This is a genomic window from Pseudonocardia humida, from assembly GCF_023898865.1.
Lineage (GTDB): Bacteria > Actinomycetota > Actinomycetes > Mycobacteriales > Pseudonocardiaceae > Pseudonocardia > Pseudonocardia humida.
The window spans coordinates 50463-69750 of sequence record NZ_JAGSOV010000064.1 but is presented as its reverse complement, the minus strand read 5'-3'; the positions used below and the strand labels follow the sequence as shown (position 1 = coordinate 69750).

General features: G+C 76.1%; 14 protein-coding genes and 3 pseudogenes. 9 read left to right on the top strand and 8 right to left on the bottom strand.

Going from position 1 to position 19288, the window contains the following annotated elements; genetic code table 11:
• The first annotated feature begins 24 nt into the window (after nucleotides 1-24).
• Nucleotides 25-3192 (top strand): YwqJ-related putative deaminase, encoded by a 3168-nt coding sequence (locus KDL28_RS30445; protein ID WP_252444176.1) that lies wholly within the window; start codon nucleotides 25-27, stop codon nucleotides 3190-3192.
• Nucleotides 3193-3195: 3 nt separating this feature from the next.
• Nucleotides 3196-3546, top strand: a complete 351-nt coding sequence (locus KDL28_RS30440) for a toxin-antitoxin system YwqK family antitoxin (protein ID WP_252444175.1) — start codon at nucleotides 3196-3198, stop codon at nucleotides 3544-3546.
• A gap of 83 nt (nucleotides 3547-3629) precedes the next feature.
• On the opposite strand, the gene KDL28_RS30435 is transcribed toward KDL28_RS30440, so the two are convergent.
• From KDL28_RS30435 to KDL28_RS42250, 6 genes and pseudogenes are all read right to left on the bottom strand, one after another.
• On the bottom strand, nucleotides 3630-4322 hold the full coding sequence (locus KDL28_RS30435; RefSeq protein ID WP_252444174.1) for a TetR/AcrR family transcriptional regulator: 693 nt from the start codon (nucleotides 4320-4322) through the stop codon (nucleotides 3630-3632).
• Between the two features lie 55 nt (nucleotides 4323-4377).
• Nucleotides 4378-5367, bottom strand: a complete 990-nt coding sequence (locus KDL28_RS30430) for an LLM class flavin-dependent oxidoreductase (RefSeq protein WP_252444173.1) — start codon at nucleotides 5365-5367, stop codon at nucleotides 4378-4380.
• 54 nt (nucleotides 5368-5421) lie between these two features.
• The gene (locus KDL28_RS30425; protein ID WP_252444172.1) at nucleotides 5422-6330 is read right to left on the bottom strand and encodes an SMP-30/gluconolactonase/LRE family protein; all 909 of its coding nucleotides are present in this window, start codon (nucleotides 6328-6330) and stop codon (nucleotides 5422-5424) included.
• A 161-nt stretch (nucleotides 6331-6491) separates the two neighbouring features.
• Nucleotides 6492-7061: pseudogene (locus KDL28_RS30420) on the bottom strand (MmyB family transcriptional regulator); the annotation flags it as partial.
• A 488-nt stretch (nucleotides 7062-7549) separates the two neighbouring features.
• Nucleotides 7550-8944, bottom strand: coding sequence for a winged helix-turn-helix domain-containing protein (locus KDL28_RS30415; RefSeq protein ID WP_252444170.1), 1395 nt, complete (start codon nucleotides 8942-8944; stop codon nucleotides 7550-7552).
• A gap of 916 nt (nucleotides 8945-9860) precedes the next feature.
• Nucleotides 9861-10292 (bottom strand): annotated as a pseudogene (locus KDL28_RS42250) (AfsR/SARP family transcriptional regulator); the annotation flags it as partial.
• A gap of 371 nt (nucleotides 10293-10663) precedes the next feature.
• On the opposite strand from KDL28_RS42250, the gene KDL28_RS30405 reads away from it, so the two are divergent.
• Genes KDL28_RS30405 through KDL28_RS30395 form a run of 3 tightly spaced genes read left to right on the top strand, consistent with a single transcriptional unit; the run spans nucleotide 10664 to nucleotide 13071 of the window.
• Nucleotides 10664-11359 carry a hypothetical protein gene (locus KDL28_RS30405; RefSeq protein WP_252444168.1) on the top strand — a complete coding sequence of 232 codons (696 nt, stop codon included), beginning with the start codon at nucleotides 10664-10666 and terminating at the stop codon, nucleotides 11357-11359.
• A gap of 27 nt (nucleotides 11360-11386) precedes the next feature.
• Complete coding sequence (locus tag KDL28_RS30400) at nucleotides 11387-12334, top strand: ATP-binding cassette domain-containing protein (protein WP_252444167.1); 948 nt, start codon at nucleotides 11387-11389, stop codon at nucleotides 12332-12334.
• A 5-nt stretch (nucleotides 12335-12339) separates the two neighbouring features.
• Nucleotides 12340-13071, top strand: a complete 732-nt coding sequence (locus KDL28_RS30395) for a hypothetical protein (protein ID WP_252444166.1) — start codon at nucleotides 12340-12342, stop codon at nucleotides 13069-13071.
• A gap of 42 nt (nucleotides 13072-13113) precedes the next feature.
• Here KDL28_RS30395 and KDL28_RS30390 read toward each other — a convergent pair whose 3' ends face one another.
• On the bottom strand, nucleotides 13114-14226 hold the full coding sequence (locus tag KDL28_RS30390) for an ABC transporter substrate-binding protein (RefSeq protein WP_252444165.1): 1113 nt from the start codon (nucleotides 14224-14226) through the stop codon (nucleotides 13114-13116).
• Between the two features lie 229 nt (nucleotides 14227-14455).
• Between KDL28_RS30390 and KDL28_RS30385 the strand changes: the two genes are divergently transcribed.
• Both KDL28_RS30385 and KDL28_RS30380 read left to right on the top strand, forming a co-directional pair.
• Nucleotides 14456-16246 carry a sensor histidine kinase gene (locus KDL28_RS30385; protein WP_252444164.1) on the top strand — a complete coding sequence of 597 codons (1791 nt, stop codon included), beginning with the start codon at nucleotides 14456-14458 and terminating at the stop codon, nucleotides 16244-16246.
• Nucleotides 16237-16896, top strand: a complete 660-nt coding sequence (locus KDL28_RS30380) for a response regulator transcription factor (RefSeq protein WP_252444163.1) — start codon at nucleotides 16237-16239, stop codon at nucleotides 16894-16896. Before KDL28_RS30385 ends, KDL28_RS30380 begins: the two co-directional genes overlap by 10 nt.
• Nucleotides 16897-17093: 197 nt before the next feature.
• Here the strand turns inward: KDL28_RS30380 and KDL28_RS30375 are convergent, their stop codons facing one another.
• The gene (locus KDL28_RS30375; RefSeq protein ID WP_252444162.1) at nucleotides 17094-18023 is read right to left on the bottom strand and encodes a LysR family transcriptional regulator; all 930 of its coding nucleotides are present in this window, start codon (nucleotides 18021-18023) and stop codon (nucleotides 17094-17096) included.
• 36 nt (nucleotides 18024-18059) lie between these two features.
• Here KDL28_RS30375 and KDL28_RS42245 point away from each other — a divergent pair.
• Nucleotides 18060-18632 (top strand): annotated as a pseudogene (locus KDL28_RS42245) (FAD-dependent oxidoreductase); the annotation flags it as partial.
• Nucleotides 18633-18711: 79 nt separating this feature from the next.
• Nucleotides 18712-19281, top strand: coding sequence for an FAD-dependent oxidoreductase (locus tag KDL28_RS30365; RefSeq protein WP_252444160.1), 570 nt, complete (start codon nucleotides 18712-18714; stop codon nucleotides 19279-19281).
• The last annotated feature ends 7 nt before the right edge of the window (nucleotides 19282-19288 follow it).

Genomic DNA, 19288 nt, shown 5'->3' with positions numbered 1-19288 from the left:
CGGAGGTCGACGGGGAGTGACCGCATGATCAATCCGGGGCAGATCCCGCAGATCGCGGGCGACATGGGCCTGCTCGGCGAGCACGCGCGATCGCTCGGAGGCGTCGGGACCGCGTTCGCGGACACCGGCAGCCGGGTGCACAGCGGGTGGCAGGCGCTGGCCACGCACTACTCGGCGCCCGAGGCCGGCCGGCTGTTCGCGGCGACCGGGCCGGTCGCGACGGTCAGCGCCTCGGTCGGCGAGGACTTCACCGCCGCGGCCGCGGCGCTGACGACGTACGCGACCGAGGTCGCCGCGATCCAGGCCCGCCTGGCGGCCCTGCGGACGCAGGCGCTGGACTTCGTCAACGGGCCCGGCGCGGACCCCGAGTGGCGCGACGACCAGGGCCTGGTCGACCGGCACAACCAGATGCTGAACGACGTCAACGCCGCGGTGGCCGAGTTCGGGGACGCCGAGCGCCGGTGCGCGAACGCCATCCTGGCGCTGTACACCGACCGGCGGTTCGTCGCCGACAACGGCGACGGCGTGGTCGACCCGAACGAGTACGGCTACACGCGCGAGACCCTCGACGCCGCCCTCCAGCAGGACGGCGGGCTGGCGTGGGGCAGCGCGGAGCAGGCCGACCGCGGGTTCCTGGGCGACGCCGCGGCCTTCTTCGGCGGGTTCGGGGACGCCGCCGTGGAGGCGGTCGTGGGGCTGGGCGCGCTCATCGGCTACTCCGACGGCCAGTGGAGCTGGGAGACCGCGGGGACGGCGTGGACCGGGCTGGGGATGTTCGCGCTCGCCCTGACCCCCGTCGGGACCATCAACAACTTCGTCGACCTCCCTGGCATCCCGCGGGGCACGCTCACCGGCCTCGTCGTCGAGGCCGGGAAGGGCCTGATCGCCTACGACACGTGGGGCCAGGACAACGCCCGCGCGGCCGGGATGGTGTCCTTCAACGTCATCTCCGCGGTCCTCGGGACGAAGGGCGCGGGGGCCGCGCTGCGCGGCGGTGGGGCCGCGGCCGCCACCAGCCGGGTCGGGGCGATCGCCAACGCCGGCACGGGCCTCGTCCGGGCCGGGGAGTTCATCGGCCGGCTGCCCAGCGTGTCCGACACCGCCCAGGGCGCGCTCAACCGCATCCGCGGCCTCGAGATCCCGTCCGTCGACCTGCCCCCCACCGACCTCCCGCCCACCCACGTCGACCCGCCGCGGGTGGAGACACCGCGGGTCGAACCGCCCTCGAGTGGTCCGACGATCAGCGACGCGATCTCCGAGGCAGGCGGTCCGCCCGCCGCGGGGGCCGCGGACGCCCCGCCCGCCCGGCCGGCCGAGCCGGCTGGGCCCGGCGCTCCGGAGAGTCCGGCGGCGGTGGCCGAGGTCGACGCGGGTCCCCGCGGCGGCGACGGCGTGCCGGTGCGTCCGGAGGCTCCGGGCGTGGTCGGCGACGGTGGGTCCGGTGTGCCTGACGGCTCGGCGGTGGCCGAGACGGACAGGGCGCCGGGTGGACCCGACGGTGCGGGGGCGGCCGCGGATGGCCCGCCCGCCCGGCCGGAAGCCGCCGACGGGCCCGACCGCCCCGACGACGCGGCGGTGGCGGTCGAGGCCGACCGCGGACCCGACCGGTCGGACGGTCCGGCAGCCACCGGCGATGCTCCGCCGCGACCGGACAGTCCGGCGACGGGCGCCGACGCACCACCCACCCGACCCGACACCCCGGCAACGGCAGCCGGCGCAGACGCACCACCCACCCGACCCGACACCCCGGCAACGGCAGCCGGCGCAGACGCACCACCTGCCCGGCCCGACACCCCGGCGGTGGCGGCGGGTGCCGATGCCGTCCCGCCGCCTCGGGACGGCCAGGGCGGCGCTGTCGCCGCGGCGAGCCCCGACGACGTCCCACCGCGCCGGGAGACCCCGGCCGTGGCCGCGGCGGCGGATGCCCCGCCGCCCGGCGGTGGCCGGGGCACCGAGGGAGCCGGTGCGCGGCAGCCCGAGCTGGTCGGCGCCGGCGCCGCGCGGGTACCGGCGGAGGTGCCCGTCGGCCGCCCGACCGAGCCCGGGTTCGGGCCGGGGGCCGGGCGGTTCGACCCGGAGCCACCCGGCGGCCGCGCCCCGGACGGCCCCAACGCCGTGCAGGACGGCAACGGCGGGCCCGGCGGTCGGGGTCCGGACACCGGCGGTCCGCCCGGTGGCCGCGGACCTGAAGGCGGCGGCAGCGGCGGGATCGGACCCGACCGTCCCGGGGGCGACGGACCGCCGCGCGGCGGCGGTGACCCGCCGGTCGGACGCGGTCCCGGCGGGCCGCTGGGCGGCGACGCGGGTGGACCGGGTCCGCGGGGCGACGGACCGGCAGGCCCGCGCGTCCTGGATGCCGGGGACGGTGCGGACGGCCGAGACGGTGCCGACGCACGAGACGGTGCCGACGCACGAGACAGCGCCGACGCCCCGGACCAGACCGACGCCCCGGACCAGGCGGAGGCCCCGGACCAGGCGGAGGCCCCGGACCAGGCGGAGGTCGGCGATCGAGCGGATGGCGGCGACCAGGCCGACGCCCCCGACCCCGACGGCGCCGCGGCCCTCGCCGACGCCCCGGTCGGCCCCACCACGCAGCGGCTCGGGTCGCTGCCCGAGCCCTGGACGCGCGGTCCCGACGGCCTCATCGACACCGTCGACGGGCGCCCGGTCAACGACTACCTCCGCGACCTGACCCTGCAGCGGGCCGAGGCGATCCGCGGGTCGGACCTCACGCGCGACGATCTCGGTCCGGTGTCGTCGGTCGCGATCGACCGCCGGACCGGGGAGGTCTTCGAGGGCGTCAACGGCACGGCGGACGACGTCATCCCGCCGGACCGGGTGCACCCGCTGCTCGGACAGCGGCTGGCCGAGCTGCGCGAGGGTGGCCCGTACCGGGTCACCAACCGGGACGGCACGGTGGACCCCCGCGAGTACGAGTACCCGCACCCCAGCCAGCCCCTCGGCCACGCCGAGATCAAGGCGGTCAACGAGCTGCTGTGGCAGCGCGGCCGCGACGCGGACGCCTCGGTGTTCGGCGATCTGCGGGTCGACAACATGGACCCGTTCCGCAGAAGTGGGATCATCCCCAAGCCGTGCTGCGTGAACTGCTCGACGCTGCTGAGCGGGACGCCGAGCAACGCGGGCCGGTTCGACTCCTTCCCACCCGACCCGAGCGGCCCGATCCCGGAGTAGGCGATGCGGATCAACATCGAGGAGACCGACCTCAACGAGGACGGCACCCACTACACGCACCGGGGCGAGCTGTTCACCGGTGAGATCGTGGTGACCGACCGTGCCGGCACCGTCGTCGCGGTCAAGCCGGTGGTCGGCGGGCGCCAGCACGGGGTCGAGCGGGCCTGGTACCCGGACGGCACGCTGCGCCGGGAGATCCCGCTCGACAACGGCGTGGTGCGGGGGACGAGCCGGCGGTGGCACCCGAACGGCAGGTTGGCCGAGGAGCGCGAGTTCGACGACGCGGGGAACTGGGTGGCCGTGCGCCGGTGGGCCGAGGACGGCACGGTCCTGGAGTCCAAGCGCTACGACTGATGCGGCGCGTGCGGCGACACCGACGATCATGCGCAGCTCGGGGGGCCACCCGCCACGTGGCGGGCGGCCGCACGACCGCGCGGTCACCCGCCGCCGGGACGCCCCTCGGAGGGCGCACCTGCGGTCAGCATGCGCAGGGCGAGGTCGGCGTAGAACGCGCCGATCTGCTCGGGCGAGTCGGCCCCGTCCAGCCGGTACCAGCGGACCAGGTCGATGCCGAGCGACAGCATGCTGCGCACCACGCGGTCGACGTCGGTGGCCGGGAACGAGCCGTCGGCGACACCGCGCCGCACGACGTCCCGGAACACCTCGGTCGTGCGGTGGCGCAGCTCGCGGATCTCGTCGTAGTGCTGCGGGGTGAGCCCGGTCAGCTCGTACTGGCACACCCGCGCCGCCACGTGGTGGCGAGCGTGCCACGCGGTGAAGCGCGCCATGACCGCGCGCACCCTGGCCGCGGCGTCGGCGGCGGGCTCGGCGGCGGCCGCGCGCACCTCGGCGAGGGCGCTCTCGTGGCCGGTGCGCGCGATCGCGTAGAGCACCAGCTCCTTGGACGGGAAGTGGACGTAGAGCGCGGCCGGGCTGAGGCCGACCGCGGAGCAGATGTCGCGGGTGGTGGTGGCGTGGAACCCGTTGGCGGCGAAGCAGCGCACGGCCGAGGCGAGCAGGCCGCGCGCGACGTCGCCGAACCCGTCGCGCCAGAGCTCCGGCGAGTGGTCCAGCAGGCGCTGGTCGCCGGTCACCTCCTGCGGCGTGAAGCGGGCCTGCCGCTTGGCCATGCCGACGCCCTTCCCCCGGTTCGCGACGCAGATCGTAGCCGCGGCGGCCGGCGGGTCAGGACGTCGCGGCGTCGAGGAACCGCTCCAGCTCGCGGCGCGGGTCGGGCCCGCAGGGCTGGAACACGACCTCGGTGACGCCGCGGGCGGCGACCTCGTCCAGCCTGCGCCGCACCTCGTCCCGGGTGCCGGTCATCGTCACGTCCTTGAGCATCACGTGGCCGCCGGCCTCCCACGCCGCGCGGTCGGCCTCGCCCAACTCGACGCAGTGACCGCGGTGCACGGCGAGGTGCCGCTGGTCCTGCGGGGCCCGCTCCACGACGTCCATCCACTCGGCGCCGCCCGGGAGCGCGCGGACGGCGTCCGGGCCGCCGAACTCGTAGGCGCCGTGGTAGGCCAGGGCCCACCCGGGTCCGCCCGCGGTCCGCGCGTGCTCGCCGTCCACCGCCTCCTCCTCGTCGAGGACGGTGCCCCACACGAGGTAGGGCACCCAGGAGTACTCGCGGATGAACTCGGGCAGCTGCAGGGTCACGTAGACCCCGTCGCCGAGCTCGGTGGCCACCTGGTGGCCCTTGGGCCCGAGGGCGCCGACCAGGATGGGCACCTCGACCGGCCGGGCCGGGGCGTGCCCGTCGGGGTGCAGCATGCGCATCTTCGCGCCTTCCCACTCCACGACCTCACCGCGCAGCAGCCCGCGGTACGCCTGGATGTAGGACCGCATGTAGGACCAGGTGATGGCGCGGTAGCCCATGGCGCGCCTGCCGGTGAACCCGGTGCCGAAGGCGACCACGACGCGGCCGGGGGCCAGCGCGGCCAGCGTGGCCGTCGCCGCGGCGTTGACCATGGGGTGGCGCAGGCTGGGGACCAGGACGCCCGGACCGAGGCCGATCCGCTCGGTCCGCTCGGCGGCCAGCGCGAGCGTCATCCACACGTCCGGGCTCTGCTGCGGGGTGTCGTAGACCCACGCCCGCGCGTACCCCAGCTGCTCGGCGACGGCGATGTTGTCCGGGGAATCGAGTGCGGTCGGGAAAGCGCAGGACACCTCCACGTGCCCCTCCTCTTCGCTCGGATCGGACGGGTGGACGGGTGGACGGGGGGCCGGTCAGGGCAGGCCCGCGTGCGGGACGTCGACGCGGACCGCCAGCAGCTGCGCCTCGCGGACGGGGCGGCGCTCGTGCTCGGCGAAGGACGGCGCCGCGCACAGGAACAGCGTGCGGCCGTCGTCGCCGCCGAGCATGCAGGCGAAGACCCCGGTCCCGGTGGGGATCTCGTCGACGACCTCGCCGCCCTCGCGCACCCGGATCACCCGGGCGTGCAGCGCGTCGGCCACCCAGATCGCGCCCTCGGCGTCGGCGCAGATGCCGTCCGGGGCCACCGCGAGCTGCTGCACGACCTCGCCGACGTCGTCGCTCTGCGGGGTGTCTCCGAACTGCGCCCACACCCGGCGGTCGCCGAGCGCGCCGTCCTCGCCGATGTCGAACGCGGACAGCCGCCCGGCGAACGTCTCGGCGACGACCAGCACCCCGCCGGGCAGGATCACCATGCCGTTGGGGAAGCCGAGGTCCTCGGCGACGGTGGTGACGGTGCCGTCCGGATCGACCCGGGTCAGCGTCGTGTACCGGATCGGCGCGCCGCCCATCAGGTCGAACCCGAAGTTGCCCACGTAGGCGCGGCCCCGCTCGTCGACCACCATGTCGTTGAGCACGCCGGAGACCGCTCCGGACAGGTCGGCGTGCTCGGTCAGCGCGCCGGAGTCGTCCCGGCGGAGGATGCGGTGATCGCGCATCGACACGATGAGCGCGCGCCCGTCGGGCAGGAAGCCCAGCCCGGACGGCTGCCCGGGTACCTCGGCCACCACGTCGGTGGTGCCGCGACCATCGGTCGCGACGACCCGTTCGGTGTAGAAGTCCGAGACCCACAGCCTGCCGTCGTGCCATCGCGGGCACTCCAGGTAGGAGTAGCCCTCCAGCACGATCACCGGCTCGCGGGTCGCCTGCTCTCGCTGCATCATCCGACCTCGTTCCGTACGTCGTCGTCGGCGGTTCGGTGACTAAGCGCATAGTCACTCGATCTCGGGAGCACGTCAAGGGCCGAGCACTGATCACCGGCGTCGAGCGGCGGTCGTCGGGAGATCCGGCGGACGGGCGGCGGCGATCCGACCGCCGCACACGGCTACCCCTCGCCGATCCGCCTGCCGTCCCGAGCGCCGACCGCGCCGTGCCGGGCGGCTCGACGCCGGACGAGCTCGTCGAGCTTGGCCTCCATGCCCGCGACGTCCTCGGCTGGGGTCGACAGGATCAGCATCCGATCCGACCTGTCGCCGAACAGCCACGCGGTCTGGTCGACCACCACAGCGCCGAGGGCCGGGTCGAGGATCTTCTTGCGGACCGGCGCCATGGCGGGGGCCTGCACGAGGGGCAGCGACCACCAGTGGCGGAAGTCGTCGCACGCGCTCTCCAGGCGGGCCACCAGCGCCTCGATGCGGGGCAGCTTCATCTTGCCCGCCCACATGGTCCGGCACTGCACGACGAGCCGCTGCGCGTGCGACTCCCAGTCGTCCAGCCGCGCGCTCACCACCGGGTGCGTCAGCATGATCCACAGGAGGTTGCGGTCGGCGGCGGGGAGCTCGCCGAGCTCGATCCCGTAGAACTCGCACGAGCACTCGTTCCAGGCGAGCAGGTCGAACTGGCTGTCGAGCACGTAGGAGGGAGCCGGCTCCTGCATGCGCATCACGCGCAGCACCGCCTGCGGGACGGGCTCCTCCGGGGGCCGGGTGAGCTCCACGAGCCCCGCGACGCCCTCCGCGAGGGCGAGCACGTACTCGATCTCCGGCTTCTCGAGCTCGAGCACCTTGCACACCCGGCACAGCACGTCGCTCGATGCGCGCCCGCGGCCCTGCTCGATCCGGACGTACCAGTCGTAGCCGACCGACGCCCGAGCAGCCACCTCCTCGCGGCGCAGGCCCAGGTGACGCCGTCGCTGCTGGAGGAACCCCCCGAGCTCACGCCTCATCGCAACCCTCCCGCGCGCATGGTCGGGCATGGTACTGACAGACCCAGGCGAGCCACACCCACGACAGCCCACCCGCGATCCCGGACGATGCCTCTGTCGGTCGGGATGCCGACGCTGCTGGAGGGGCGGCGGATCCAGGATCCGCCGAACGGCAGACCGCACTGCGGTTGCGCCGGGGAGGGGTCGCTCGGACGAGCCGACCCCTCCCCGGCAGCGCATCACCCGCCGGTCCCGCTGAGTGATCGTCGACCGGACGCCGACTCGCGCGCCACGTCGTCGACGGTGCGGTCCCGGGCCCGCGCGATGACGTCGTCGGCCGGGGCTCCCAGCCGCCTGCGGACCTGGTCGGCCAGGTTCGCCAGCGGTCGCGCGTCGGCGGCGGGCACCGGTATCCCGATGCGACGGCGCTCCGCGTCGACCACGGTGAGCAGGGTCAGCGCCTGCTCGTCGTCGCCTGCGGCGTGCAGCGCACCGGCCAGGCACTCCACGCCGTCGCACAACCCGCCGCGGTGCCCGATGGCGGCGGCGACACCGAGGGCCTCGCGCGCCGACTCCTCGGCCGCCACCGCGTCGCCCACCGCCGCCGCCGCGCGCCCGAGCAGGGTGAGCGCGTGGATCTCGCCCTCCCGGTAGCTCACCGACCGCCACAGCGACAGGGACTCCCGCGCCGCGGCGGCGGCGGTCCGGGCATCGCCGGTGAGCAGCGCCCGGCGGGCCAGCTGGCTCACCGCCAGCCCCACCTGCTGGCCCTCCCGGCCGCGCCGGGCCGCCGCGAGCGCTGCGGCGATCCGGTCGTCGACGTCGTCCTCGTCGGCGTCGACGGCCGTCCGCGCCCGCAGGATCAGCGCGGACGTGCGCGTCCAGGTCTCGCCCGCGGCGTCCGCGCGCTCCACGGCCTCGTCGTGGGCGGCGGCGGCCCCGCGCAGGTCGCCCATCGCCCAGCGGACGAGGCCGAGGGTCAGCAGCGCTCCGCCCGCCAGCGCGTCGTTCCCGATCCGGCGGCACAGCTCCGCACTGCGCAGGCAGGTGTCGTTCGCCTTGCGGAGGTCGCCGCGGGGCGCGGCCATCCGCCCGATCGCGTGCAGCAGCGCGGCCAGTACAGCGTCGTCGTCCGCGCCGGGGACGGCGCGTTCCAGCCAGTGCTCGGCCTCGTCGAGCATGCCCTCCAGCATCCAGAACCAGTTCGCCGCCACCGCGAGCCGGGCTCCGCGGCCGGGCGCGCCGCCGTCGAGCGCCCACCGCAGGGCTTCGCGCAGGTCGGGGAGCGACGCGGACAGCCGCTGCAGCCACCCCGCCTGCTCGGCCGAGCGGAGCCCCTCGTCGGCGGCCGTCACCAGCGCGAGGACGTGGTCGAGGTGGCGCCGTCGCACGTCCTCCCGCCACGGCTGGGCGGCCAGCGCCTCCGCGGCGTAGGCCCGCACCGAGTGCAGGAGCCGGTAGCGGTCGTCGTCGGTGGGCACGACCAGCGACTGGCGCACGAGCGAGGCGACCGACCGGTAGCACCGCCCGGACGAGGTGGCGGTGACGGCGGCGGCGTCGTCGAGGTCGAACGACCCGGCGAAGGCGCCCAGCTCGACGAAGAACCGGCGCTCCCGCTCGTCGAGCAGGTCCACACCGGACCTGATCGCGGCCCGCAGGGTGCGGTGCCGCGCCGGGGTGTCGCGGGAGTCGGACTCGAGCAGCTCGAAGTGGTCGGCGAGCCGGCTGCGGATGCCGCGCGGGGTGAGGACGTCGGCGTGGGCGGCGGCGAGCTCGATGGCCAGGGGCAGGCCGTCGAGGGCGGCGACGATCGCCGCGACGTCGGCGGCGTTTGTCGTCGGTCACCGCGAAGCCCGGCCGCACCGCCGCCGCGCGCTCGGTGAACAGCCGGACCGCGTCGACGTCGCGCACCTCGTCGGGGGCGGCCGCGCCCGGCGGCGGCAGCGGCAGCGGCGGCACCGGCCACACGACCTCCCCGCCGACCCGCAGCGGACGGCGGCTGGTCGCCAGCAGCACCAGCGCGGGGCAGCCGTCGCGCAGAGACGTCGCCAGGCCGGCCGCCGCATCGATCACGTGCTCGCAGTTGTCGAGCACGAGCAGCCCCGTGGCCGCTCCGATCCACCGCACCACGGCGTCCACCGGGTCCTCGCCCGTGGCGACCGCCGCGCCCACCGCCCGTGCCGCGGAGGCGGCGACGAGCGACCCGTCCTGCAGGAGGCTCAGGTCGACGAACCACGTCGGACCGGACGGGCGCGCCCCGGCGAGTGCGAGCGCGAGCCGGGTCTTCCCGGCGCCGCCGGGCCCGGTGAGGGTCAGCAGCCGGGCCCGGTCGAGCAGGTCGCTGAGGTGGGTGAGGTGCTCGCGCCTGCCGACGAGGCTGGTCGGTGGCGCGGGCAACCGGTCAGAGCCCGCCTGCGGGCCGGCGCTCGCCGCCGGGGTCGGGGGCCGGGTGTCCACGGGCGGCCGCCACCGCAGGGCGTCGTCCTGCGCGAGGACCTGCTGCGCGAGCATCCGCAGCCGGGGGCCCGGATCGAGGCCGAGCTCGCTCGCGAGCAGCCGCCGCACCGCCTGGTAGGCGTCGAGCGCATCGCCCTGGCGCCCCGCGCGGTAGAGCGCGAGCACCAGGTGCGCGTGGAGCTGTTCGCGCAGCGGGTTCTGCGCGACCAGCGGGCGGGCCGCCGCGATCACGTCGAGGTCGCGCCCCAGCGCCAGCAGCGCCTCCAGCCGGGCCTCGTGCAGCTGCAGGTGGAGCTCGTGGAGCCGGGCGGCCTCCGGGGCGGCCCAGGGGTGCGTCGCCACGTCGGCGAGCGGCTCGCCGCGCCAGAGCGCGAGCGCCTCGGCGGTGTGCTCCAGCGCGCGGTGGGCCCCGAGTGCGGTGCCGGCGCCGGCCAGCGTGGTGGCCGCGCCGACCAGCTCGGTGAAGCGGTGCGCGTCGATCGCGGAGTCGGCGACGGCGAGCGCGTAGCCCGGTGCCCGGCTCACGAGCAGGGGCGCGCCCTCGGCGCCGAGCGCCCGGCGCAGGTAGGAGACGAGGCGGTGCACCGAGTTCGCGACGTCGGCCGGCGGGGAGCCGGTCCAGAGCCGGTCCGCGACGACCCCGACCGGGACGGGGGTCCGCGGCTGGGTGAGCAGGAGCACCAGCAGCGCGCGCGGCAGGCCGGGGCGGATCGGGACCGGCGATCCGTGGGCGCTCACCTGCAGCGGTCCCAGGACCGAGAAGTCCACGGTCGGTGAGCCTACGGCAGCCGGCGCGTCCCGAGGAGCGCGTCAGGTGCGGAACAGGTCGGTGACAGGCGCGGGCGGTCTCCTCCCCCCAGCGCCCCGCTCCGGGGCCCCGACCACCAGGAGGACCGATGTCCACCCCGTCCACCCCGCTCGACCGCTACGCCGCATCCGCACTGTGGGTGCTGCCGTTCTACGGCGTGCTGCTGGCCCTGAGCACTCTCACCCACCAGCCCCCCATCACCGACTTCGACGCCTACGCCCGCTACGTCTCCACCGACGACTTCCTGGTGAGCCACCTGGTGGCCAGCATCGGCGGCGCCGCGCTGGCCGCGGTCGGCACGGCGGGCGCGCTGGTCTTCCTCGGCCGCGGGCGGGCCGTGCGCGTCGCGGCGATCGGGACCGCGCTCACCCTGGTGGCGCACGTGGTGATGGCCTCGGCGTTCGGCAGCGCCGCGTTCGCGCAGCCCGGCATCGGCCGCGCGCACCTGGCGGGCGCGCCGGGCATGGCGGCGCTGAACCTCGACACGGCCTACGGCCCCGCTCTGGTCGCGACGATCGGCGTCTCGACGCTGCTGTTCATCGCCGGCGCGATCGTGCTCGGCACGGCCGTCGCCCGGACCGCGCCCGGCCTGCGGTGGGCGGGCACCGCCTACGCCGTCGCCCTGCCGCTGTTCGTCGTCGCCGGCCTGGCCCTCCAGGTCCTGCAGCCGGTGCTGGGCCTGGTCGTCGCGCTGGCGACCGCGGTCGTCGCCCGGCGCCTGCCCCGCTCGGTGCCCGCCGGGACGGCGACCGCCACCGAGCCGGCGACCGCCGCGCACCGCTGAGCGCACGACCCGGACCAGGAGCACACCATGATCGAGATCCGTGGGCTGACCAAGCGGTACGGCCCGACCACCGCCGTCGACGACCTGTCCTTCCGGGTCGAGCCGGGCCGGGTCACCGGCTTCCTCGGCCCGAACGGCTCGGGCAAGTCGACCACGATGCGGGTGGCGCTGGGCCTGGACCGCCCGACGGCCGGGGAGGCGCTGCTCGACGGCGTGCCCTACCGGGAGCTGCGACACCCCCTGCGCACGGTGGGTGCGCTGCTGGACGCGCGCTGGGTGCACCCGAACCGCTCGGCGCGAGCCCACCTGCGCTGGATAGCCGCATCCAACGCGCTGCCGTCGGACCGCGTCGACACCGTGCTGGAGCAGGTCGGCCTGACCGCGGTGGCCGACCGGCGGGCAGGGGGCTTCTCGCTGGGCATGTCCCAGCGGTTGGGCATCGCCGCGGCGCTGCTCGGCGACCCCGGGACCCTGCTGCTCGACGAGCCGGTCAACGGGCTGGACCCGGGGGGCGTCCGCTGGGTCCGGCGGCTCGTGCGGGGGCTGGCCGCCGAGGGGCGCACGGTGCTGGTCTCCAGCCACCTGCTCTCCGAGACGGCGGTGACGGCGTCGCACCTCGTGGTGATCGGGCGCGGCCGGCTGATCGCCGAGTCGACGACCGCCGAGTTCGTCGACTCGGCCGGGGAGCGCACCGTGCTCGTGCGCACCCCACAGCCGGTGCTGCTGGCCGAGGCGCTGCGCCGGGCCGGCGCCGGCGTCGTCCCGGTGGACGGCGACGGCCTCGGGCTGAGCGTCACCGCCGCGACGCCCGAGCGGATCGGCGAGGTCGCCGCGGCGCGCGGCCTGGTGCTGCACGGGCTGACCCCGCAGCACGCCTCGCTGGAGCAGGCGTTCCTGCGACTCACCGGGCACGACGTGGAGTACGCCTCCGGTGACCACGACGAGGCCGCGGCCGTGTCCGCGGCGGGGAGGTGAGGGCGATGGGACCGATCGCCGCAGAACGGATCAAGCTGACGTCCACCCGGGCGCCCTGGTGGTCGGCTGCCGCAGCGCTGCTGACGACCGCGGGTACCGGTCTGCTCTTCGCCGCGACGGTGGCCGCGACCGAGCCGGTCACGGTGGGGGCCACGCAGGCGGCCCGTGTGGTGGGCATGACCGTGCTGATGGTGGTGGCGGTGCTCGCGGTGACCACGGAGTACGCCACCGGCACGATCGGGACGACGTTCCTCGCCGTGCCGGACCGCGGCGCCGCGCTGCGGGCCAAGGCGGTGGTCGTCGCCGCGCTCGTCGGCCTGGTCGGCCTGGCCGGTGCCCTGGGCAGCTGGGCGGCGAGCGCGCTGCTGCTGCCCGGCCCCGACCTCGCGCTGGACGGGCTGGACGAATGGCGCCAGGTGGCCGGGGTGGGGCTGGTGGACGCCGGGGCCGCGGTCGTGGCCGTCGCGGTCGGCGTCCTCGTCCGGCGGACCGCGGGAGCCGTCGCGCTGGTGCTGGTGTGGCCCCTGGCCGCCGAGTCGCTCGTCGGCCTGGTCCCCGCCGTCGGACCGGCGGTCGGACCGTTCCTGCCATTCCAGGCCGCCGACCGGTTCCTCGCCGGTGCACCGGCCGGCGGCGGGCTGCTCGGTTCGCCCTGGCTCGCCGGTGCGTGGTTCGCGCTGTTCGCCGCGGCCCTGTTCGCCGTCGCGGTCGGGGTCGCCCGGCGCCGGGACCTGTGAGCCGACGGTCCGGCCGGGCCGCCCGGTGCCCCGCGGGCGGCCTCAGCCGGCGTGCAGGATCCGGAAGCGCTCGGGTTCGCCCGGATCGCGCTCGACGACCTGGACCGGCGCCCAGGTCCACTGCCGGACGCCGATGCCCGGGGCGCGGGAGAACCGGATCCGCCCGCGGGTGCCCTCGACGTCGACGTGCGGCCAGGATCGGGCCAGCCGGGCCCGGTCCGCGCCGTGGGCGCGCAGCGCATCGGCGAGGACCGCGACCGTGTCGTAGCCCTCGAATGCGACGAAGGACGGCGGTCGGCCCAGCCGCTCGCGCAGGGCCGTCCCGACCCGCTCCCCGAGCGGGCCGAGGTGCTCGGGCAGGTAGCGCAGGAACGGGATCGCGGCACCGTCCCCGCCCAGCAGGGCCGCCCACTCGGAGAACTCCGGTTGCCCGGCCGGCGCACCGATCACGACCTCGGCCAGGCGCGGGTCGCGGCGGACGGCCCGGACGATCGACGCCGCCGGCTCCGGGTAGCCGACCAGGAGCAGGAGTGCTGTCGCGCGACCGTCGACGAGTTCGTCGCACACGGCCGCGGGGGTGAGAGCGCGCGCGTCGAGTTCGCGGACGGTGCCGCCGCGTGCGGTGAGGTGGTCGCGCAGGATCCGGGTCCCGGACGCCCAGTACACGCTCGTCTCGGCCGCCACGGCGATGCGCCGGTGGCCCGCGCCGAGGAGGAAGTCCGCGTAGATCCGCCAGCCGTGGGACTGCGCCGGGGCCAGGCGCGCGACCCACTCCGTCGGCTCCTCGGTGAGCGCGTCGAGGACCGCGGACGAGCAGAGGAACGGCAGGCCGAGGGCATCGGCGCGGGTGGCGGCGGCGCGGGCGACGACGCTGTGGTACTCCCCCGCCAGCGCGGCCACACCCATGCCGGCCAGCTCGTCCACGGCCGCCGCGGCCCGCCGCGGGTCGGCCGCGGTGTCCCGGACCACCGGCTCCAGCGCTGCGCCGCGGATCCCGCCGGCGTCGTTGACGTCGCGGACGCCCAGCTCGAGCCCGGCGAGCAGGTGCCGGCCCGCCTCGACCCAGCCGGGCCGGGTGAGCGGGACGAGGACGCCGATCCGGACGGGCGATCCGTCGGCCGGCGCCTCCCCGGCCGGGGGCAGCGGCGTGGTCATGCGCTGGCGTCCTCCCCGGCGATCCGGTGCCGGTCCGCCGACCGGCATTCGACCACAACCCCGGGGTCGGGTAACGCCGCCCTCCCGCCCAGCGAGCACGCTCGGTGACAAGGCATGGTGGGACGGTCACCGCGCCCGGGTGACGAGCCCGCCGGTTGCGCCGGACGCCACCGCGGGGTCCGGGTTTCCCGGGTGTCGGAGCCCTCCGACGGAGGTCGAGAATCCGGAGGTGAGCCTGGTGGTGACCATCGCCGACCCGGCGCTCGGCCGGCCCCGGCGCAGCGTCCGCCTGCGGGCGGTCGGCGGGGCGCTGCTCGCCGCGGCCGTCGGGCTGGTGTCCTCGTGGCCGCTGCTCGTCTCCAGCCCGGTGATCGGGCTGGTCAACGTGCTCGTCGCGGTCTCCTTCACCGCGACCGGCATCGTCCTGCTCGAGGAGCGCCAGCAGCGCGGCACCGGCGTGGCGCTCATCCTGGTGGCGGTGTTCTACCTGTGGTCGTGGGGCTGGTCGTGGCCGCCGCAGTGGCAGGTCTTCCCGCTGCCGCTGATCGCATCCGTGTGCGGGTACCTGTGGTTCGTCTTCGGGGTGTACGCCCTGCTGCGCTACCCCGACCCGCAGCTCACCCGCTGGTGGGACCGCGTCTACGTCGCCGTGCTCGGCCTCTGGGTGGTCGTGCCGAAGCTCGTGCTCGCGGTCGTGGCGGAGCGGGAGTGGATCGGGCGCGGCTACGACCAGACCACCTGGTGGCCCACGCTCTGGCCGAACCGCCCCCTGTACGACGCGCTGAGCACCGTCTCCACGGTCGGGCTGGTCGTGGTGGCGGTGCCGGTGCTCGTGCCGCTGCTGCTGAAGGTGCGGCGCTCGCGCAGCGTCGACCGGATCGACGCGGTGCCCGGTGTGATCGCCGCGGTCGCCGTCCTGATCTGCGGGTCGGCCTACCTGCTGGCCTGGTCGGGCTCGTTGCCCTCGGCCACCATCGACACGCTGCGCGCCGTCATCGGGGTGTCCGCCCTGTTCACCCCGATCGCGTTCCTGACCAGCGCCCTGCGCCGGGGGCTCACCCGGGCCGCGCTCGCCGACCTGGTCGTGCGCCTGGTCCGCTCGCCCAGCGGCCCCGACATCCAGGCCGAGCTGCGCCAGAGCCTGCGCGACGACACCCTCGTGCTGCTGTTCTGGCTGCCCCGCGAGCAGGTCTACGTCGACGTCGACGACGTCGAGCGCGGCGCGCAGCCGCCCGCGGACGGGCGCTGGCCGGTGCAGATCCGGTCCACCTCGGGCGACGCGCTCGCGCTGATGCTGCTCGACCCGGCGCTGCAGCGGCACCCGGGGCTGGTGGCGCCGGCCGTGGCCGCGTGCGGCTTCGCCCTGGAGAACTACCGCCTGCACGCCGACCTCAAGGGCAGGCTGCGCGAGGTGCAGCAGTCGCGGGCCCGGCTGGCCGAGGCCGAGCTGCGCGGGCGCCAGCAGATCGAGCGCGACCTGCACGACGGCGCGCAGCAGACGCTGCTCGTCGCCGCGGCCAGCCTGGGCGAGGCCCGGCAGAAGGCCGAGCCGGGCTCCGACGTCTACGCCGCCATCGAACGCGCCCGCTCCGACCTGCGGGCGGCCACCGGCGAGCTGCGCGGGCTGGCCAGGGGCATCCACCCGCCGGTGCTGACCCAGTCCGGGCTGCGGGCCGCGCTGGAGGGCGTCATCGAGCGGATGGGCCTGCCCACCAGCAGCGCGATCCTCGACCAGCGGCTGCCGCCCGCCGTCGAGGCCACCGCGTACTTCCTGGTGTGCGAGGCGCTCACCAACGCCGCCCGGCACGCCGGAGCGCACCGGGTGCGGGTCGACGTGCAGCGCGACGACGACCGGCTGCACGTGTCCGTGGTCGACGACGGGACGGGCGGGGCGCGCATCGCGACCGGGTCCGGCCTGGCCAACATCCGCGACCGGGTGGAGGCCATCGGCGGGCGCATGCGGCTGGACAGCCCCGCGGGCGGCGGGACGACGCTCGCGGCGGAGCTGCCGTGCGGGTAGCGCTGGCCGACGACTCGGGGATCCTGCGGATGGGCCTCACCCGGCTGCTGGAGAGCGCCGGGATCGACGTCCGCTACGCCGCCCGCGACGGCGCCGACCTGCTCAGGTTCATGGCCGTCGAGCAGCCCGACGCGGTCGTCGTCGACATCCGGATGCCCCCGGGTTTCGCCGACGAGGGCCTCGACGTCGCCGAGACGATCAAGCAGCGCTACCCGGGCGTCGGGGTGCTGGTGCTGTCGACCTACGGGGAGACCTCCTACGCGATGCGGCTGATGGCGATCGGCGTCCCGGGCGTCGGGTACCTGCTCAAGGACCGGGTCGACGACGTCGACGCGCTGCGGGACGCCCTGGAGCGGGTGGCCGCCGGCAAGTCGGCGGTCGACCCGGAGATCGTCGCGGCCCTGTTCGCCCGCCCCGCCTCGCAGAGCTCGCTCGACGCGCTCGCGCCGCGCGAGCGCGACGTGCTGCGGCACATGGCAGAGGGCCGGTCCAACCAGGGCATCGCGACGATCATCGGGGTCACCACCCGCACCATCGAGGGCTACGCCGCGAGCATCTTCACCAAGCTGCGGCTGCCGGCCAGCGGCGAGGACAACCGCCGGGTGCACGCCGTCCTGGCCTGGCTGCGCGACACCCACCCCGAGGTCTGACCGCCCCGGGACCGCCGCTCTGGTCCGTTCGCAGTACCCGGGGGACCGAGAAACCCGAAGGGGTTCGGCGAGGAACCTCGGCAGTGCCGGGCGCCCCGCCCGATTAGGTTCGCGGTACCGGCAGGGGGCATCACGGTAGGCGGGAGTCGTCGTCCGCGGGCGGGCGGCGGCCACCCTCCGTGCCCGCTACGTGCCCGCTACGCCTGCGCCCCGAGCGTCGTCGCCAGCGCGGCGCAGACCAGCCGCAGGGCCTCGAGCCCGGCCGCGATGGTGGGCTGCTCCCGGGAGCCGGCCCGGACGGCGGCGACCACCCGGCGGATCGGCACCGGCGGGGCGCCGATCGGCACGCGGCGCGTGTCGTGCCGGGTGGGCAGCTCGGCCAAGCGCGGGACGAGGGCGACGCCGAAGCCGCGGGCCACGAGGGCGGCGCCGGTGTCCCACTCGTCGGCGTAGTGGGCGACGTCGGGGGCGAAGCCTGCGCTGGTGCAGGCGAGCACGACGAGCTGGTGGTAGGCGCGCCCGGGTGAGGCGCAGATCCAGGGATCGGACGCGAGCGCGTCGAGGGCGACGTCCGCGCGGCCGACCACCGGGTGCCGCGGTCCGACGAGCAGGTCCAGCGGCTCGTCGAAGAGCACCTGCTGGTCGAAGGCCTCGTCGGAGGTGGGCGGGATGTCGGGGGTCGCGACCACCACGACGACGTCGGTGTCGTCGGCGGCGAGCAGGTCGAAGGCGCGGGCCGGTTCGGTCTCGCGCAGGTGCAGCCGCAGCGCCGGGTGCGCCCGGCGCAACCGGGCCAGCGCCGGGGGGACGACGGCCGCGGCCGCGGTGGAGAAGGCGCAGAAGCGCAGCACGCCACCCACCTCCCCGCCGCGGTGCGCGGCCAGGTCGGCTCGCGCGCGCTCCCACTGGGCGGCGAGGGTGCCGGCGTGCGCGAGCAGGGTGCGGGCGGCCGCGGTCAGGCGCACCCCGCGTCCGGCGGGTTCGAGCAGGACGACGTCGAGCTCCCGGGCCAGCGCCTGCATCTGGTGCGAGACCGCCGACGGGGTCAGCCCGCAGACCTCGGCCGCCGCGGTCACGGTCCGGTGCCGCTCGATCGCCCGGAGCACCCGCAACCGTCGATCGATCATGTACGAACCGTACAAGGTCAGCGGTTCGAATCGTCGATGGACGCGAACGGTCGGGCCGCTCACACTGCGAGCATGGCGGGATATCGGGTGGTCGTCGTCGGCCTCGGCGGGTTGGGGTCCGCAGCGCTGCACCGGCTCGCCACCGAGCTCGGGCCCGGCGTCCTGGGCCTCGAGCAGTTCGACCTCGGCCACCACCGCGGCGCCTCCCAGGACCACTCCCGCATCATCCGGCTCGCCCAGCACCAGGCCGAGTACGCGGCCATCGCCACGCCCGCGTACGAGGCGTGGGCGGAGGTCGAGGCCGAGTCCGGCCAGCAGCTCCTCACCCGCACCGGCGGGCTGGTCATCGAGGACCGCGACGCCAGGCGGGCCACCGCCACCGGCAGCCGCAACATCGAGGGCTACACGGCGGTGTTCGACCGCTTCGGCGTCGCCTACGAGCTGCTCGACGCGCGGGAGCTGGTCGAGCGGTGGCCCCAGTTCCGGGTCGGCGGCCGCGAGCAGGCGCTCTACCAGGCCGACTCGGGCATCGTCGACGCCGGTCGGGCCAACGCCGTGCACATCGCGCTGGCCCGCGCGCACGGCGCCGAGATCCGCACCCGCACCCCGGTGCGCGCGCTGCGGCCCGACGGGGACGGGGTCGCGGTGGTCACCGACGCCGGGACCGTGCTGGCCGACCCGGGTCGTCGTGGCCGCCGACGCCTGGACCAACCAGGTGCTGGCCGGGACCGGGGTGCGGCTGCCGCTGACCGTGCTGCGCGAGCAGGTCACCTACTACGCCACCCCGCACCTCGCGGAGTTCGCGCCCGCCCGGTTCCCGGTGTTCATGTGGCACGGCGGGCACAACTTCTACGGGTTCCCCGTGCACGGCGAGGTCGCCACGAAGCTCGGCCAGCACATGGGCGGGGAGGAGACCACCGCCGAGGACCGGTCGTTCGAGCCCGACCCGGTGCGCCGCGAGCGCTACGCCGAGTTCGTCGCCCGGCACCTCCCGCGCTTCGGCGGGCCGGAGCTGTACTCGAAGACCTGCCTGTACACCGTGCCGCCGGACCAGGGCTTCGTCCTCGACCGGCTGCCCGAGCACCCGCAGGTCGTCGTGGCCGTCGGCGCCGGGCACGCCTACAAGTTCGCCGCCCTCATCGGCGGCCTGCTCACCGACCTCGCGCTCGACCGCGAACCGGCCCACCCGATCGACGGCTTCACGATCACCCGCCCCGCGCTGACCGACCCGTCGTTCCCGCGCAGCTTCCACGTGTGAGGAGTCC

Coding starts and splice junctions, on each gene's coding strand:
- KDL28_RS30445 (WP_252444176.1), top strand. CDS start 25: ATGATCAATCCGGGGCAGATCCCGCAGATCGCGGGCGACATGGGCCTG.
- KDL28_RS30440 (WP_252444175.1), top strand. CDS start 3,196: ATGCGGATCAACATCGAGGAGACCGACCTCAACGAGGACGGCACCCAC.
- KDL28_RS30435 (WP_252444174.1), bottom strand. CDS start 4,322: ATGGCCAAGCGGCAGGCCCGCTTCACGCCGCAGGAGGTGACCGGCGAC.
- KDL28_RS30425 (WP_252444172.1), bottom strand. CDS start 6,330: ATGATGCAGCGAGAGCAGGCGACCCGCGAGCCGGTGATCGTGCTGGAG.
- KDL28_RS30405 (WP_252444168.1), top strand. CDS start 10,664: ATGTCCACCCCGTCCACCCCGCTCGACCGCTACGCCGCATCCGCACTG.
- KDL28_RS30400 (WP_252444167.1), top strand. CDS start 11,387: ATGATCGAGATCCGTGGGCTGACCAAGCGGTACGGCCCGACCACCGCC.
- KDL28_RS30395 (WP_252444166.1), top strand. CDS start 12,340: ATGGGACCGATCGCCGCAGAACGGATCAAGCTGACGTCCACCCGGGCG.
- KDL28_RS30390 (WP_252444165.1), bottom strand. CDS start 14,226: ATGACCACGCCGCTGCCCCCGGCCGGGGAGGCGCCGGCCGACGGATCG.
- KDL28_RS30375 (WP_252444162.1), bottom strand. CDS start 18,023: ATGATCGATCGACGGTTGCGGGTGCTCCGGGCGATCGAGCGGCACCGG.